Annotated in this window: 11 protein-coding genes; 4 read left to right on the top strand and 7 right to left on the bottom strand. The window is 60.7% G+C overall.

The window, feature by feature from the left end:
* Positions 1-312 precede the first annotated feature (312 nt).
* Both AC1DBD_RS05055 and AC1DBD_RS05050 read right to left on the bottom strand, forming a co-directional pair.
* The gene (locus tag AC1DBD_RS05055; protein ID WP_476981653.1) at positions 313-2301 is read right to left on the bottom strand and encodes a DUF262 domain-containing protein; all 1989 of its coding nucleotides are present in this window, start codon (positions 2299-2301) and stop codon (positions 313-315) included.
* Positions 2301-3692, bottom strand: a complete 1392-nt coding sequence (locus AC1DBD_RS05050; RefSeq protein ID WP_476981555.1) for a DUF262 domain-containing protein — start codon at positions 3690-3692, stop codon at positions 2301-2303. The genes AC1DBD_RS05055 and AC1DBD_RS05050 overlap by 1 nt, the downstream gene beginning before the upstream one ends.
* 658 nt (positions 3693-4350) lie before the next feature.
* Here AC1DBD_RS05050 and AC1DBD_RS05045 point away from each other — a divergent pair.
* Positions 4351-5166 (top strand): hypothetical protein, encoded by an 816-nt coding sequence (locus tag AC1DBD_RS05045; protein ID WP_476981554.1) that lies wholly within the window; start codon positions 4351-4353, stop codon positions 5164-5166.
* Between the two features lie 417 nt (positions 5167-5583).
* Here the strand turns inward: AC1DBD_RS05045 and AC1DBD_RS05040 are convergent, their stop codons facing one another.
* The 5 genes from AC1DBD_RS05040 to AC1DBD_RS05020 form a co-directional block, all read right to left on the bottom strand.
* Positions 5584-6054 (bottom strand): hypothetical protein, encoded by a 471-nt coding sequence (locus AC1DBD_RS05040; protein ID WP_476981553.1) that lies wholly within the window; start codon positions 6052-6054, stop codon positions 5584-5586.
* A gap of 613 nt (positions 6055-6667) precedes the next feature.
* Positions 6668-6982, bottom strand: coding sequence for a hypothetical protein (locus AC1DBD_RS05035; RefSeq protein ID WP_476981552.1), 315 nt, complete (start codon positions 6980-6982; stop codon positions 6668-6670).
* A 214-nt stretch (positions 6983-7196) separates the two neighbouring features.
* Entirely contained in the window at positions 7197-10751 is a 3555-nt protein-coding gene (locus tag AC1DBD_RS05030; RefSeq protein ID WP_476981551.1) for a helicase associated domain-containing protein, read from the bottom strand.
* A 167-nt stretch (positions 10752-10918) separates the two neighbouring features.
* On the bottom strand, positions 10919-11575 hold the full coding sequence (locus tag AC1DBD_RS05025; protein WP_476981550.1) for a DUF4352 domain-containing protein: 657 nt from the start codon (positions 11573-11575) through the stop codon (positions 10919-10921).
* Positions 11576-11622: 47 nt separating this feature from the next.
* Positions 11623-12303, bottom strand: coding sequence for a hypothetical protein (locus AC1DBD_RS05020; protein ID WP_476981549.1), 681 nt, complete (start codon positions 12301-12303; stop codon positions 11623-11625).
* Positions 12304-12543: 240 nt separating this feature from the next.
* Between AC1DBD_RS05020 and AC1DBD_RS05015 the strand changes: the two genes are divergently transcribed.
* Genes AC1DBD_RS05015 through AC1DBD_RS05005 form a run of 3 tightly spaced genes read left to right on the top strand, consistent with a single transcriptional unit; the run spans position 12544 to position 17488 of the window.
* Positions 12544-14607, top strand: a complete 2064-nt coding sequence (locus AC1DBD_RS05015; protein WP_476981548.1) for a hypothetical protein — start codon at positions 12544-12546, stop codon at positions 14605-14607.
* The gene (locus AC1DBD_RS05010; protein WP_476981547.1) at positions 14607-16235 is read left to right on the top strand and encodes a class I SAM-dependent DNA methyltransferase; all 1629 of its coding nucleotides are present in this window, start codon (positions 14607-14609) and stop codon (positions 16233-16235) included. Before AC1DBD_RS05015 ends, AC1DBD_RS05010 begins: the two co-directional genes overlap by 1 nt.
* Positions 16236-16258: 23 nt before the next feature.
* Positions 16259-17488: a restriction endonuclease subunit S gene (locus tag AC1DBD_RS05005; protein WP_476981546.1), complete on the top strand. Its 1230-nt coding sequence runs from the start codon at positions 16259-16261 to the stop codon at positions 17486-17488.
* The last annotated feature ends 95 nt before the right edge of the window (positions 17489-17583 follow it).

Below are 17583 nucleotides of genomic sequence, written 5' to 3'. Positions count from 1 at the left end.
CGGCGGCAAGGCCGGGTCCCCCACCCGCGGACAGAGCTTGCCGTCCACGCACGCACCAAAAAGCCCCGCATGCGACTGCACGCGGGGCTTTTTAGTCGGTCCAAAGAGAAGACAGATGTGAAACCCAAGTTTATTTGGCGGAAAGCGCCAAATGCGGACCCCCATGGTTCCGCGATTTTAGTGGACTACTGCCGATGTTGGCTGACTAACCTAGTTGGCGAAATCAAGAGGTGATGTTGGGTCACCACCTGGCAGCCCACTTCGTGCCGCCGCTGTTATGGAGCCTCCTGCGACTGCGAGACCCGAACCGGGTCAATCGGCTCGGACGGCCTCGTCCAGGATCCCCGCAGAATGGATGTCAACATCGTAGCCAGCCTCACGTAGATCCTCTCGGAGCACGTTCACCATTGCCCGGTCGTGCTGGCGAATTGCCATCTTGTCCCATGTGGTTCCGCTCTTGACCAAGTCTGACATGAGTCGAAGTTTGGTGCTCTGCCTGACCATCTCTGTCTTGTTCGCCTTGTAGGGGGGCAGGTTGTTGCTGAATTTGGAGTTCGTGCTGACACTGACTAGCGCGAGGTTTCCGAACATGTGGAGCTCCTTATCATCAGGCGTCACTAGTTCCCAGCCGTCATCGTCTCGGTTGGCGTACTGAGGGAAGAAGTGCTCCACGGAGTTCCGGTACACGAAAGTGAAGTTGGGGTCGGCCGGGGAGGCGGGACCGGCACCCTCCGTTGCCAAGAGGTAGTCAAGGTAGGTGAACACGATCCGCTCAATATTGAATCCGGCTGGTTGGGACCCGACAAAAAATGCCTGCTGCACCTTCTGGCGCGCGTGTGTCCTCAAGACGGCGAGGATCGATTGAGCCGCGTCCTGCTGCGTCAAGCCGATGATCGGTTCGCGTAGGATTCTCGTGATCCAGTGCATTGTCCGCGGAGAGGTGTAAGTGACTCGGAACATTGATTGGAGCAGCAGCACGTCGCGTGTTGCATCGTCAACGGGGGTGTCTTCCCACTCCGCCCTGTCGGGCGAGAAGGCGTTGGGAAAGCGCGCATTGACCGTAGTGCGTTTGCCTCGTTGAGACGCTGACTCTCCCCGGGTCAGGCGTTTAAGAGACCACGCGCCGTCGTCAGCGTTGGATGCCGTGAACTCACGCTTGAGAACGTAATTGTCCAGCACGAACTTGCATCGCAGAAGGACCTCGACGAACCGCTTGACCCGGTCCGACCGCTGAGTCTCGGAAAGAGGTTTGAAATCGCTTTCGAAAAGCTTGATCAACTTGCCGTCGTCGAGGTGGCCATCGACGTCGTCCTCGCCGTCCGTTTCCCGCAGAACCTTTAGCGCGTGAAGGAGCAGAGTCGGGAACTTGATGGGCGACTCGAACCGGCGACTTCCGGAGTCTTCCTCGGTTGGCTCCGCAGGGGTTCTGGCGTAGAGCTGGAGCGCTTCGCCCATGCTCACGCCGGCACTCCGGCTCACGCCACTCCGGGCGTGACCCTGCGGCCTTTTGAGGATCAGGTCATCGAATGTCGAAACCTCAAGGCGGTCCCATCTCGGACTAAAAATTTCGTCTCGCAAGTCCGTGTTGCTTGGAGTCAGCGCCATCTGGATGTACGAGTTCATCTCAGCGCAGGCGTCCCAGACCCAAGCGAGGCAAGCCCTATCGTCCTCGACCTCCCCCGCCTCGTTGCGCAGGTAACTCATTAGTCGCGCCTTGATAATGTCGACCTGCTCCAGCTGCTGGCCACGGGTGTTCATGATCTCGAAGTACTTATTCAAGTCGGTCTGTACAGGGAGGATCGCTCGCACGAGCTGCACGTTATCCTCTAGGAATCTCTGAAAAGTGTCTCGTTCTTCGTGGGTCTTGAACTTCGCCATGCGCGACTTGATCACCTGAAAGCCCAGGTGGATGCCGGCACCTTCGTCATCGTCCGAAGTCGTGAGGCGCGTCAGCGCTTGGGTCGCGTTCCTCCGTGATTGATACGTGAGTTGCGCCATCGGAGCGACTCCGAGGTGCGTCAATAGCATCAACAGGGTTGTCAGTCGTTGCTGACCATCGACGACCTCGAAGGTCACACCATCCCTCCTGAGCCCGGGAGGCTTCCGGGCCACTATCAAGTTACCTAGGAAGTAATCGTCAGCTTCCGCCTGTGCTGCCGCCCACACGTCGTCGATGAGTTGCTCGATCTGCTCAACGCCCCAGGCGTAGTTGCGCTGATAAATTGGGATTTCGTAGTGCGTTTTCACCTCATCAAAGAGCTCGCCGACCGTATACAAATTCGCTGCTAAGTTTTCGATCATCAACCGGCCAACCTATCCAAGAGGCGCATCAAATCCTGCTCATGCTTTGGGGTGTCGTCTCGTCCTTTGACCTCGACGCGTAACCGCCGAAGTTCGGTCGCGGTCTCCGCGCTCCGAAGAAGAACGAAAGCCGATTGACCGTGGTCTAACGAGCTGGCGTAGTTGTTCACGGTGACTAGCTGAAGCCGCTGATACCTCGTCCGGAGGGTGTAGGCCCACCTGAACAACCGGCTCTTTGCCTCGCGAATCTCAACGTCGCCGAATCTGTTTGTGTAGTAGAGCAGTGCTGCGAGGTACAGCTCAGAAACGTATCGGTATCTTGCCCGCGATGGAAGCTCGCGAAAGTCGTCGTCCGTGGAGGCGAAGTGGCCCCAAGACATTTCCTTGCCCTCGTTCCCGTCCTGTTCATCGAAGCCCTCATCGCGGAGTCTTCGTAATTCCGCCAACATGAACGTAACCATCTCGAAGAAGGACCGTCCTGCGACCACGGGTGCGTCGATTTGGAAGCGCGTTCGTTTGGCCATCCGGTTCGCTTCATCGGAGTGCTCACCCCAGGCCGCGAGCATAGGCACGGCGGTTTGAGCAGCAAGGTGGTAGCGCGCGGCGGGCGTGCTTGCCGATTTGGGTGTCAAGCCCTTAAAGGAGTCGATGTGCCGCACGGCAAAGGTCGGTGCGGAAAGTCCACGCGTCCACCGCTTGATACGCCAAAGGTACGTTGAGAAGAGCCGGTCGAGCTCCGCGTCCGGGACATTCTGCCAACCCTCGACGAGGGCTTCTCGCATAGCGTCAGACTCGCCGCTCATCTCGCGCAGGTGGTATGCCTTCAGCAAATCGTGTGGCAGCAGGGGCTTGCCCCGATAGTTCTGCGAATCGAAAACCCGAAAAGCCTCGTCCGCGTCATCCGTCTCCACACGGATGATCTCGCAGTTTCTACGGATGAAGCCAGCGAAAGCCTTAGCTGGCTCCTCCAGGTGTCTGACACGACGGGCCAACTCCCTACGGACCCGAACTACACGAGCGGCTGGGTCCTCCTGCTCGATCGGCAGGACCTCGGTGTCGCCTTCGCTCGGCTCATCAAGTAGATCCAGCAGTATTGTCAGGGTCAAGAGACGCTGCTGGCCGTCGACGACGTGGATCTGAACATTCTCGTTGTCCCGATGGAGGATAACGGCGCCGAGCACATACGAAGGCCATTGGGTCTGGTCCGCATTTGGCAAAGCGTTCGGCGCAGCGTTTTCTGCCCTGAATGCCTCACGGATGTCGTCGAAAAGTTGGAGCGCGGTGGCAGGTTCCCAGCTATAGGGCCTTTGATAGGACGGGATCGTTAGTCCTTCATCTAATAGCTCACCAACGGTGACGACTCTGACGCCCTTCTCGCGTTCAATAGCCACACGACACCCCTCTCGCAGATTGGGCGACCAACCAGCAGCCCGTCATTGAGACTCTAAGCGACTAGCTGCCCTACACAGTGCTTCGCGTGTCGATCTACAGCGCGTGTTCTATGGGAGCTCTGCTTCGCGGCACGGGTAGACCTATACCAAAGATGAACTGGCAAAGCTGAAGAGCTACCAGAAAGCTCACCTCCCGATCGTCGATATAGCAGCCGCCGTGGAACGAACCGTGCTCGGGACCGGGAGGCGAATGATTGACCTTCAGGTGCCCTAAGCCTGGGCACCAGGACCCGCTTATAGTTCCAGTCCTAAGACGGAACAAGTGTCGGAACAAGGAGGACAGGCCGTAAACTTCAGGGACGGAATTTTGAAATTGGGGGGAACAATCATGCCAGAAGCTACCTACGGTTCGGCTGCGGTGAGGCCTGCTGCCTCGACCCCTCAGCTTGGTGCGCTAACGGATGTATTGCACAAGCTGAGGATCTTGGCCGGCCAGAACAAGCTGCCGACGGGTGCACAGCCCTTGCGACGCAATTTCGTTGCCTTGCGCGCAGTTTGCCGCGATAAACCTAGGAACCTTCTGTCTCGTCTCACGGAGTCGCCCCATGCGGGCCTAGCGGCACTGACCTCGACGTTGCTTCTCACGAAGGGCTAGGCCATGCTGATCAAGCCCGTGTCGCTCCTCCGAGACCTGCATTTATTGGACACTCCTGTGGCCTACGTCCGCAGATCAGATGTCCATCTGCTTACCGCCAGGCGGAACGCCTGGAACAGCAAAATGCTTAATCGATACACGACTACCGCACCCGCTTTCAGTACCGTAATGTCGGCGCGGAAATCAGCGGAGGGGCGAAGGGGGCCTGGAACCTATTTCGAGATTGACGAGATACCGTCGTTGGTGTTCGATCTTGACGGGTTTAGCTTGGTCGTAATCCACATTAATGCTTCTCAGGTGTTCAAATCTTGGAAGATTCCTGCGGCACTGGCCCCCCGTGATTCCCCGATGACGGGTCTTGAGGTCCTCAGATTGTTTTCCGGCGGTCATTACAGGGAAGCATCGTCAGGTTGGCGAATTTCTGACGGAGAACCTCACGTCATCCTTGGAATCGTGGAAAGCGCCGCAGTGGCCACTTCCTATGGCGAGACTCACGTTCTTTTGAGGCGCTCATCACCTAAGTCCGGAAAGCTGACCTTCAACATTGCGCAAAGGACTGGCGCCAATGCTGCGCATCTGGAACGCATAATTGAAGAGTTAGGCCACCTGACTCTTCAAAAATACCCCGTACACGACATCCACCAGTGGGGCGGCGAGTATTTCTGCAAAACGGACACCAGGAAGCTCTATAACACAGAACCGCAGCGCCTGAACGACTACGGATTTCCGGTCCCCCTCACCGCAGCTCACGAGCCCCCGGCGTTCTGCGCGGCGTGCCTCCTATGGTTTAACGGCAGGCGCCCCGAAGGGGGCGGATAACACCGAGCCCTGGGCTTGCGTTGAAAGCTCTGATTGGCACCTAGTTCAGCGCGTAGTGGTCGGTGCGGCAGGCTAGCTCCCGGCGAGAATCGCCAGATACGGACCAGCGTGATTCCGCGGTTTGTTGGACTACTGCTCAGCGGTCGCAAAACCGGCAGGGCTATCGACTTGAGTGGCTTGAAAAGGACTCTCCCGGTTACAGTCCTGGCGCAAACGACGCAACGGCCCGTCAACGTCCTCGGGAACAACACCGTGGCCACACTTTGGGGTCAACCAGGACCGCCTGAGCCGGTAGGCGCCCACAGGGAAGCTTTGGTTCCCCGCCCCAAAAGATCAGCCTATTGGCACACTGACCCGGATAGGTGGGCGGGTCAGGGACACCCGCTGCTCGATCGCGACCGGCACGTGACCTGCGGACTAGGTAAGTTCCTGGAATGCAGTTTGGAGCTTGCCTGTCACATCTAGGCCGGAAGTTCGAGCCGCGGCCATCCGTATCCGCCATCCTTGGCTGTGGGGTTTAGCTATTGACTCTGCTTCATCCCTGGATAGCTCGCGCGCCCAATCAATCATCCAAGTCGCCCGATCTATGGCCACAACGATGGCAGCATCAAATTCAAAGTCCTTGAAGGCCCAGTGCCTGAGGTCTCCTTTCGGAAGCGATCTCATCTTGACCTGGAGCCCCCGGTCGTCACTAGTAATCACATCCACGGATTTCGTCCCAACCGGCGCCAGCCGCCCGTTGTATGCCACGGCGACGGTCCGCTCAATAAGCTCGCCAGCAAGTGATGAAGACGTTCGCACATGGCCGCGGCTTGTAATCTCTTCGTCGATTCCGCTCCGTAGCACGAGCAAGTCACCCAAGGACATTTGGTGTAAATGGATGTTCATGCACCCATGTAATCAGTTAGAAGCTAATTCTCGACGCAGTCGCGGCTTTGTTTACAAGACCTAGTGGAGATCTAAGGAATCCGAGCTTTGTTCCGGCTCGGTAACTAAAGCGCCTCAAGCTGCACGACTCGGGCAGTACACGACCGACGCTCCTTCTCGCGTCTTTCATCAACGCCTGCCCTGCGCAGGGGCCAGGATCGGGACTGATCGCGTCTCAAGCTCGGCTGGACGCACCCATTGGCTGGCTATTGTTGCCTATGGAGTGAGCTTCCTTGAAATTCGTACTGGCAGCGAGCGGCCCATAGGCGGAAGCTCGGCGTCGCAGCCCAGGCTGATCCGCGCGCTATTGCCGAGTGCGTGGCCAGGCGGAAGATCACCGTCACGAACGCCTCGATTGGACCTACGAGCCCGCCGGAGACCAGAACTACATGGGGAAACTCCTCTTCATCGCCGAAATACAGGCCTGACGGGCTCTGAACCGCTGAACGTTGCGCCATGCTTCGGGCTCGTAAGCCGAGGTTCTGTCATGCCGCAAGTTCGGTGGCCCAGTTGGGTTTGTATTGTGCAAGTCCTTTCAGACGCCCCGGTGCGGTGTGCGACGTCAGGCCCGAACCTAATGAAGGAAGTCGTGCTCGCCTACCTCGCCGCGCCTCTGCGCGACTTTCATGGCGACCCGCACTGCTTTAACTCGGATGTAATTGAACGTCCTGACGACTTCTCCCGGCGACGCGTTGCTTGGCTCCAAGGACCACCGGACCAGGCGGTCGTACTCCTGGCGCTCCCCAAGGTCCTCAGGCAGGGAGTTTTCGGGCAAGGACGCCATGTAAGCGTCGGCAAGGCTGTGGCAGTGCTCCCCTGTGTAGTAGTTTTTTACGAAGCTGGCCTCCATGGCCGCGGCCAGTTCTGCGCTGTATGCGTTGGCTTTCATTGTGCACTCCTCTGTTGTTGAGGCTCGTCATCCGACCGCACCCTTCCGGGCCGCATAGCCCCGAGGGGCGTTCTTTCCACAATTCGGAAAATGACGTCGACTGCCAGTTTTTCCCATGATCCCATTTCGATGAATCTAACGGCCATGCACCCGCCCTCGCCGCTACGGCCGCCCACGGGAGCGTCGTACGTATAGGCGTCCTGCTTCCGCTCCTTCAGTCGTCAGAAGCGTCCACCTCGGGAGGGAAGATTGCTAAATGCCAGCGCAGCAGTCGACCGTCCCGGCATTCCCGGCCGATCCGCAGCCCGTCCAGGAGTTTCTTAGCAGCGGACTCCCTTGGCACATCGGTGATGTGCCAGTTCGGGTTCTCGCCAGTCGGGGCTTCCCATCCTGCTGAAACGAGAAAATGCGCGTTGAGCGGCCAGACTTCGGCAGAGAGAAATTCCTCAGAAACGAGTTCCAAGGACAATCCCGATTTACGCGGAGTGGCCTGCGCGTAAGGTGCACAGTCCTCTCCCGTTCCGTACCCGTATTCGACGCTGAGGAAGTCGTCATCTTTGAGCCACAGCAACTCGACCGCCAGCGACTCCACTGCGTCGGCCCACAGAAGCACTTGCCCGGGCTCTTCCCCGGCCAGGCTCTGCCATTCGCCTTGGTCAGCGGACGGGCCGCTCGGATCGCACTCCCCGGAAGGGCGTTTCACAGACCACGTCAGTTGTACAGGATCCGTGACGCCGCGGCATTCCCGCAACCCCTCGAGGAGAGTTGACGCGACGTCCTTAACCGGGACGGACTCCTTGATCCACACGTCATGGGCATCTCGGACCGGTGCCCAGCCAAGTTCGAGCATCCGCCGGACGTCTTGGGGCCAGTCCTTCGTCTCAACTACCAGGTTTGAAGGGAACGAGCATTCGGCTCCGTCTTCTGTGATCGTCGCAGTTGCGAACAGTGGAATGTCCAGGTCGTCGCCTTGTTCCATGACCCGGAGTTCAAGTGAGGCGCCCTCTGGGGTTCGGGACACAGTTTCGGCGAGCAAGTGTTGGACTCGGTGCCATTCGTCCTCGGAGTCTACGGCGGCGTCCTCCCGCGTGAGGTCTGTGCTCCCCGCTACCAGCCTGAGTCCGTTACTCAAGACACCGAATTCGGCGTGCATGCTGAGCAGCGATGGTCGTTCCACTCCCCACACGACCTGCTGTTTCACCCAGTCGTCGTATGCGAATCCAGTCTCGGGAGAATGGTCTAGCTCCGATGCCGTTTCTGAAAAGTCGAGCGCAGCGCGGATGAAGTCCTGTCCCTGCCAGTTCAGTGCCTGCAAGATCGGGGGAAGGCCTACCGCAGTTAGGGCCCCATTCCACGACCCTCCGCCGAGCAGAGCGGACACAGTTTCAGCTGGGACCGGCCAGTCCAGGTAGCCGGATTCATCAAGAAGTTCTCGGAACCGGGCCCGGCCCAGATCGTACTCCCGCGCGTAGAGCTGCCTATCCGGTGCACCATTTAGCTGCCTCCGTGCTCCCAGAACGAAACACACTGCACTTCGCCGCGCTGAGGCAGGCGCACCGGACAAAAAGCGTTCAAGGTCCTCCACGACGCGTGCTTCCGCCGGTGAAAGCGGTTCAGCCAGGTCTGCGCTGAGCCCCTCGAGCATGCCGTAAACCGCGAACACGCCATAGTCGAGATAGGGGGAATAGCAGCTCATCGGGTAGTCGACGTTAAGGATTACTTCGGGGCAGATTTCCTTGTAGATGTCGGCCGACAAGCTGTGCAACCAGTGAAACCTGTGCTTTAGGACCATTGATCTGACCAACGAATCTGGTGCTGGACCGCCGTCGACGAGTCCGCCATCCACGTCGCACTGAATCAGTTGACGCAACGAGCGGATTTCACTCGCGATGGCGTCTGCACGACGCTGTTCGTCCTCGACCGTAACGGCTGTTCGGAGGTGGCCGAGGAACTCTTTCGGGGCTCCGGCGTCCACATAAAGGTGGGCAATCCGCTCCCCCTTGGCGTAGGCATCCACGATCTCTGCCCAATGGCGGGACAAGCCGGTCGAACTTCCTTCAGATTCGTCCTTCTGCCGCGTCGAATTTTCCTGGAGCAGGCGCAGGGAGGCCTCGACGTCGGTCCCGGCGTTCACGACTCCCCGCATGACCCCGCTGGCCCAATTGGCCAACGACGCTTCTGCCTTTTCACCGCCCGGAGCCGGGAGCCGGCCGAACCGCGACAGGAACTCCGTGTAGTCGACAAGCCGTTGTTCGTGTCGGATTTCGCGCGCCGACTTCAAGGTGTCGGCATACTCAAGCACTCGCGAGATCTCGTTGGAGATTGATGCTCCTGCAGCCCGGAGCTTCCGGTGTTTGACCAACCACGCATAGAGCGGCGACGCGGATCCCGGGATGTGGCCCGCTTCGGTTAACGCCGCCATAACCTCTGCGCACTCCGCGTTCTCCCGGTCAAGGTTGGCCTGCCTCTTTCTGATGGGCTCAACGGTCTTAGCGGCCTCTGCGATTCTGCTGCACTCGGCTATGAGTTCAGTGATTTTCTCATTGACTTCAACACCGCCGGTTGTCCGGGAACCGTCGAGCCGCCGCTTTACCCAGAAGGCGAGGTTTTTTTCTTCCTTCGGCGCCAACTTCGCGAAGCCGGGCATGCGTCCGTTGACCTTGACGAATTCATTCAACTGCTCAAGTCGAGCATCGCGTTTGTGCTCGGTGTGGGCTTTGAGTTGATCCGCGAGTGCCAGCACCTCCAGGGTTTCCGGCGCCATTTCGGTGCCGGCGGCACGAAGCCGGCGCGCGTTCGCGATCCAGCCGTGGGTCTGGCTGTCTTCGGTGCTTGAAGGGACGTGGTCGGCGCACTCAAGCACCTTTCGTACTCTCTCCCTTGCCACGATCTCGTTGAATTCCGTTCGCGATGGGTACTTGTCGTAGAGATCGAGGATGCTCTGCCGGCGCTCGGCGTACTCGCTGGGCTCGTACGCGCGGGTGCTTTCGCGAGCGTGGTTACGCATCCAAGCCGCAATCGTCCGCTCTTTCTCCTCGTCCAGACTGAGCGCACCGGTGTCGGCGAAGCTGGCCCGAGGAATGTGCCCGTGTTGGGCGCACCATTCCTGAGCCTCCAGCAGCATTGCATCAGGATCGGCGTTCTTCCTGGTCGCCAGTGCGCCGGGAACTGCGCTAAGCAATTTGATGTCATCCTGAGGCATGGTGCCATCTTTGAACGACATTCGCTTGTTGATGAGCCACAGGGCGAGCCCGCGCTCTTCTTCCCGCGTGCTCAGTGGCATTCGCCCGTGCTCGGCGTGGAATGCCTCTAGGTCCGCAACCCATTCTGCGAGTGGGCGGATTCTTCGCGTTGAACTTGCCGGCACCAAGGGCTCAAGCAACTCCAAGCGTTCGGCAGAGAGTTCTCCCTTATTGCGTGCGATAACTTGAAAATTTAGCCATGCAGCGAGACTGCGTTCGGATGTATTTACGGCCCCGTAAAGCGGGCGCCTTCCGTTTKAGCGAATGAATTCTGCGAGCTCCGTAATCCGGTCAACATACGTCTGCCGCGGAGTAAGCGCGTCCCCAAGATCCTCGATCAGCTTCAGACGATTCTCGGCCAGGTTTCCGGCGTTCCTCAACGTCTGCTGCGAAATAACCCACCGCCCCAAGGCTGCTTCGACCGCTTCCTTAGACTCTGCCCTTGGGCGACGCCCGTTTTGCTCAATGAATGCCTTCACTTCACCGTAGCGCTCCATGAACCGGTGCTCTTGCTTTTCGCCTGACATAGCCGTCCTAGTCTTTATGTCTACTAGCATTTCGGACGGCCTACTGCATGCGAGTGCGTGCAGCGGGCCGTTGGTTCCCCGGATACCGTAGCGGCATGGATCCCCGTTTGTGAGTCGCAACCTCAAGTTTTGAATAACAGGAGGACAACGAATCCCCGTGCCCCGCCCTACCCCGGAATCTGGATCCGTCCGGCTTCCTGCATCAACGGGGTGGAGATCATCACGGTCGAAGCACCGGGCGCAATGTCGAAGGCAATGAATCCTCGAGTCTTGTCACCCGGCAGAACGTCGCCGGAGCCAAGCTGGTTGTCCGCGAAGAGGTTCAAATCGGCTTTGCGCCCATTAGCGTCCTTGGCCGAGAAGTAGAAAGGGTTGGAGCTGGTCTTCCCCGCTTCGGTCTCCCACAACACATCGAGAAGCAGATAGCTCCCGTTTTTGGCGGGCGTCGCGAAAGCTGTGGTCGTGACCGCGTCAGTTCGTACGGCGGAGACAATAGTGATCCTCGCGATGTCGCCGTTGCCCATCTTGACGCTGAAAGGTTTCCCGACGACGGGTCCGGCCGCAACCGTCGGTTGCGGCGCCGGAGCGGCGACCGCCGGAGCAGCAGTAGCAACCGGGACGGCCGCTCCAGCAGCGGCGGAAGACGGCACCGCCACCGGGCTCACGTCACCAGCCTGTTTGGCGCCGCCGGAGCAGGAGCCCAGGGCGATGCCGAGCACCAGGACGCCGACGGGGATGAGGAAGCGCTTCTTCTTGAAGAACGGCCGGGGCTCAGGTGCTGCCATCGCAGCGGGGAAGGGCTGGGAGTAATTCTCGTGGGACATGTGGTGCCTCTCTACAGGTGGATTAGTGGTGTGAGTGAGTGGGGTTACTACTGCTTTTCCCATGTACCGCAGCGGCTGGACTTGAAGTCCTGGCCTCCGGACAGGGCAACTGAGGGCCGGCCGCCGCCGGGGAGATCGTTGTCGATGATGTTGCTGCCGTTGCTCCCGGTGGCATAGATGCCCCAGTAGCACGAGGAGCCCACGTCTGCCGCCGCCCGATACGTTCCCGGTTCAATGTCCGTACCGACGGTCCACGTGCCATCACCGATGGTGTTGGCGGCCTTCGTTTTCTCGGCGCGGGTTACTGCCTCTTCGCGCTTCTTGACCTCGGCTTCGGCAGTCTTGACCGCTGCATCAGCCTTCCCGACCTCGGTCTCCCGGGCACTAACCTTGGCTTCGCGGTCCGCGATGCCGTTCTGCAGGGTGTCGTACTTCGCTTTCATCGACTCGTAGCTGGACTTGGCCGCGTCGCGCTCAGACTCCGCGGACGCCTTCTCCCCAGCCAACGCAACATAGGCTTCGCTGGACTTCGGGTCCGGCAACGTGGTGCCGACTGCGGCCGCGCCGGCCAGCAGGGCCAGGACTGCGACTGCGGTGAAGATCCGCTTCTTCCGTCCGGGCTTGACCCTGACCGTTGAGGGCTCTGCCCCATCGGAGGGGGGCCTTGCTTCGTTCATAACGTCTTTGATGTGCGCGGCCGGTGCCGGCACGGTCTCGAAGTTGGACATGATCTCTTCCTCTGTTCGCGGATGGCTGCTGAGCGGCGGCGGGATACCGATCCCCCAATGCGTGGTTCCCCGCCGCCGCCGCCGCAGCTCCGGAGGATTCCTTCGTAGCTGCAGAACGAAGGTATGGCGGCCGGGCCTATTAGTGTCTAAAGAACATTGATAACCCCTGTTATCAGCACCTCACAGGAACTGCCCCCGGTCCCAGTTAGGCTGGGGGTCGACGTCGTAAGGAGGCGGAAAGTGAACGAAGCAGAAGCCCTGCGCATGACCCTCTCGGACGTTGCCGCCCTCGCTCAGGTCCAGCGCCCCGTCGTTTCCATCTGGCGCCAACGGAGCGCCGAGTCTGCCCACCCGTTTCCAGAACCCACCGCTCTCGAAGGCGGGCGTGAACTCTTCGACGCCGACCAGGTTGCCGGCTGGCTGGCCGCGACCGGTCGGGGCAACAATCCGGAGGCCGCCAACGACGTCGCCGCCTTCGCCCGGATGCCCGGCACTGCTGCAGGCGGCGCTCCGGGAAACACATTCGACGTCCTCACCGCCCTACTGACACTCACGGCAATGAGCGGCAGCGCGGTGGGGCAGCTGACCCCGGATGAACTGCTGGACCTCGCAGACGAGTGCGATCCGGACGACACGTTCCTTTATTCGGAACTGGAAGCCCAGGGAGCGTCACTTGCTTCCACAGCGGCATTCGCGGACCGGCTGGTGGACAGCGCCTACAACGCGGCCGCCGCCTTCGAGCAACTGCTGGCCGCGAGGTTCCGAGCGGGGCTGCGGGAGCACTCGGATACCGCCCTCACCGAATCTGCCGTGCGGCTGGTTGCCGCTGCGGCCGTCGAACTGGCCGCGGCCCTTGGTGACAACCCCGTGTTTGCCGACCCCACACGTGGCGGCAGCGACCTTCTGATAGGCGTTGCGAACGCTGCCGGCGAAGGTGCTCCCGTCACCTTTCTGACGGACGACGACAGCGGCGGCGCAGGCCGCCTGGTGCGCCGCCGCCTGCGTGTGCACGGTGTGAACGGCGGCCAGATCCGTGCCGATGCAAGTGGCGAGTTCGCCGTCCATGGACCTGTAGTTCACGTGGCGCAGTACCCTTCCCCCGGTAAACCCGGAATGGACGCGACGCAGATTCTCTCGGCGGTGGAACACCTTGTCCTGCAGATGGACGATCGGCAGCGGGCTGTCATCGTCGCGCCGGCACGGGCTCTATGCGATGTGCCACTGGCCGCCGCGGCCGCCGGCCTCCGGTCCGGACTGCTGCGCACCGGCCGGGTGCGTGCCATCGTGCGGCTGCCGCAGGGACTGCTGCGTACCAAGCCACGCGAAGCCCAGGCGCTGTGGGTGCTGGGGCCGTCGTTCGCTGAAGTTCCCATTGCGGAGCGGTGGACCATGGTGGCGGATCTCAGCACCCGCGTCCTCGCTGAAGACGTCAGCCAGGACCTCATCAGCGACATCGTCGCGTCGATGGGCGACCGCGCCACCGTCCGCGCCCATTCCTTCCGCTTCGCCCGGCTGGTACAGACCAGACTCCTGCTGGCCAGCAGGAAGTCGTTGGTGGCCGTGCCATCCCACGGCTCGGCTCCGAGTCCCTCCGGCACCGAGGCAGCCCTTCGGGCGGAGGAACTCGTGCGCATGCTGCAGACCGGCAGAACCGGACAGTCAGTTGCGCCGGCGGTGCTCCCAGCTGATCCGAACACGAAGGCCCAGCCCACCTCGGTCCAGGAACTCATCGCCGCCGGCAACCTCAAATACATCAAAGGGAACAGGGTCGAGGATGCGGACCTGACGCCAAACAGCGGAACACGAGTCTTGGGGACGGCCGAACTGATCCACCCGCACAGCGCACCGTCCCGTCACCTCAGCCTTCTGGACTTCGCCGCCAACAATCCTTCCGGCCGGCTCACCCAGCCCGACGACGTCGTCTTCTGTACCAGCCCGCGGCCCGCCGCACTGGTGGATACAGAAGGTGGCTCCGCCGTCGTCTTCCCTGCCCGCGTGTTGCGGATCGACGCCGGAGACCCGGGCGGGCTGCTGCCCGACGTCGTCGCAGCAGACATCAACAAACTCCCCGCAGCGGACAAGTCATGGCGCCAGTGGGGCCTGCGCCGTGTTCCGGACGCCCAACGCAGAAAACTGGTCGAATCCCTCGCCCGGCTGCAACACGGGCAGGAGCTGGCCCGCGAACGCCTCAAACATCTGGAGGAACTCGCTACCCTGATTACGGACGGCGTAGCGGGCGGAAGCCTCACCCTGACAGACCCCAGCACTACGCTCTCCGAACCACAGACCGAAGGAACCCGTTAATGCCCCCGAAGATGAAGGTGGACCTCGCCCCGTCCACCATGAAGGAACTCAAGGACACCCTCTGGAAGGCCGCGGACAAACTGCGCGGCTCCATGGATGCCTCCCAGTACAAGGACGTGATCCTGGGCCTGGTATTCCTGAAGTACGTCTCGGACGCCTTCGAGGAACGCCGCGGACAGATCCAGGCCGAGCTGGAGGCCGACGGCCTCAACGAGGAACAGATCGCCCAGCTGATCGACGACGTCGACGAGTACTCCGGCCGCGGCGTGTTCTGGGTGTCGGAACGCGCACGCTGGACCTACCTGGCCGAGAACGCCAAAGGCCTGCCGGCGATGGACGGCGAGCAGGGTAAGTCGATCGGCCAGCTCATCGATGAAGCCATGGAGCTCGTCATGGCGGACAACAAGAGCCTTGCCGCCACGCTCCCCCGCATCTACAACCGCGACAACGTGGACCAGCGCCGCCTCGGCGAACTGCTGGACCTGTTCAACTCGGCCCGTTTCACCGGCCAGGGCGCCAGCAAGGCCCGCGACCTGCTCGGCGAGGTGTACGAGTACTTCCTGGAGAAGTTCGCCAAGGCCGAGGGCAAGCGCGGCGGCGAGTTCTACACCCCTGCCGGCGTGGTCCGCGTCCTGGTCGAGGTCCTCGAACCGCACAGCGGTCGGGTCTACGATCCCTGCTGCGGCTCCGGTGGCATGTTCGTCCAGGCCGAGAAGTTCCTCGCGGCCCACAACATGGAGGGCTCGGACATCTCCGTGTACGGCCAGGAGCTCAATGAGCGCACCTGGCGGATGGCCAAGATGAACCTCGCCATCCACGGCCTCAACGCCAACCTCGCCTCCCGCTGGGGCGACACCTTCGCCCGGGACCAGCACCCGGAGCTGAGCGGCAACAAAGGCGCGGACTTCATCATGGCCAACCCGCCCTTCAACATCAAGGACTGGGCCCGCTCCGAATCCGACCCCCGCTGGAAGTACGGCGTGCCCCCTGCCGGCAACGCCAACTACGCCTGGATCCAGCACATCATCTCCAAGCTCGCCCCCGGCGGCAGCGCCGGCGTGGTCATGGCCAACGGCTCCATGTCCTCCAACACCGGCGGCGAGGGCGAGATCCGCGCCCAGCTGGTCGAGGCGGACCTCGTCTCCTGCATGGTCGCCCTGCCCACCCAGCTCTTCCGCAGCACCGGCATCCCCGTCTGTACCTGGTTCTTGGCCAAGGACAAGACCGCCGGCAAGAACGGCTCCGTGGACCGCACCGGGCAGGTGCTCTTCATCGACGCCCGGAACCTCGGCTATATGGTGGACAGGGCCGAACGCGCGCTGTCCGACGAGGACATCGCCAAGATTGCCAACACCTATCACGCATGGCGCGGGACTGCTTCGGCGGTCGAGTCAGGATTGACGTACGACGACGAGGCCGGCTTCTGCTATTCGGCAAGCCTTGCGGAAATCAAGGCTGCCGATTATGCGCTGACGCCGGGACGGTACGTCGGCGCGGCCGATGTGGAGGACGACGGCGAACCGATCGAGGAGAAAATCGCGAGGCTGTCGAAGGAGCTGTTCGAGCAGTTCGAGGAGTCCGAGCGGCTGGCAGCTGTTGTGCGCGAACAGCTGAGGAGGGTTTCTTGAGACGCGCTCGAGTCATAGACCTCGTGTCCGAGGGAGTGCTTCGTGTCGAAGACGGTAATCACGGAAATGATCGACCTCGACCCGAAGAGTTCGAATCCGCGGGGGTTTCGTTCATCCGTGCGGCAGACATGACCAGCGGTGTCGTTAACTTTACGACGGCTGGACGCATCAATTCGGTGGCGAGGGCACGCATCCGCAAGGGAGTTGGGGCTCCGGGGGATGTGATCCTCTCTCACAAAGGTACGGTTGGGAAAGTTGCCGTAGCTCCCGCCGATTCACCAGAATTTGTCTGCTCGCCTCAAACGACTTTCTGGCGCAGTCTGGACGAATCCGTGATCAATCAAGCGTATTTGCGTTATGTATTGATGTCCACGGATTTCACACGCCAGCTCGATCTGTTGAAGGGTCAGACTGATATGGCGCCTTATGTGAGTTTGACCGACCAACGGTCAATGACTCTAACTCTTCCTGACATTACACATCAGCGAGCAATTGCCGAGGTGCTAGGTTCCCTCGACACCAAAATTGTCGCCAACACAAAACTCATATCTAGAACCAGCGAGATCTTAGAAGCGTCTTTCGCTCTGTTGTGCGGACGACCCAAGGAGACCATCCCGTTCAGCGAATTGGCGACGGTCACAAAGGGGGTTTCCTACAGGAGCGCTGATCTCCGTAAGTCGTCGACTGCGCTTGTCACGCTGAAGTCTTTCGACAGAGGTGGAGGTTACTCGCTGAGGGGACTCAAGGACTATGCCGGCCCGTTCAAGGTTGGTCAACAGATCGCTCCTGGAGAATTGGTCGTTGCTCTCACCGACCTGACTCAGGCTGCAGAGGTAGTTGGTCGAGCAGTCCGCGTGCCCGGAGCCCCTGGCTACCAAAAGCTCGTCGCAAGCTTGGACCTAGCCATCGTGCGTCCGAGGCACGACTCGCCAGTTGAATTCTTGCTCGGCGTGATGCTGCAGGGGCGCTTCAGAGCGCACTGCAGAAGCAGGACAAGCGGCACGACAGTCCTGCACCTCGCATCTGATGCAATCCCGTCGTTCGACGCCCCGTTCGTTTCGAAAGCCGTACAGGAAAATTATGCTGAGGTGGCGCGTCCAATGCTGCAGCTTCGCGACTCGCTCGAGTACGAGATGGACTCGCTGGCATCAACCCGCGATGCTCTCTTGCCCCAACTCATGTGCGGCAAACTCCGGGTCAGGGATGCCGAGAAAGTGCTGGAGGACGCGGGAGTAGGAAGTCGGACGAGTTGATCTGAGCCAGCGTCTCCGACCTCGAAGCAAGATTTGCACAGACATTTCAGAATGAAATCCGGTCCATCAGGGGGAACCACCGTGACAGCAGCAGC

It is taken from the genome of Arthrobacter sp. 10T419 (assembly GCF_056394105.1).
Note: the sequence above shows the minus strand (reverse complement) of the source record. Positions and strands in the feature narration are given on the sequence as shown.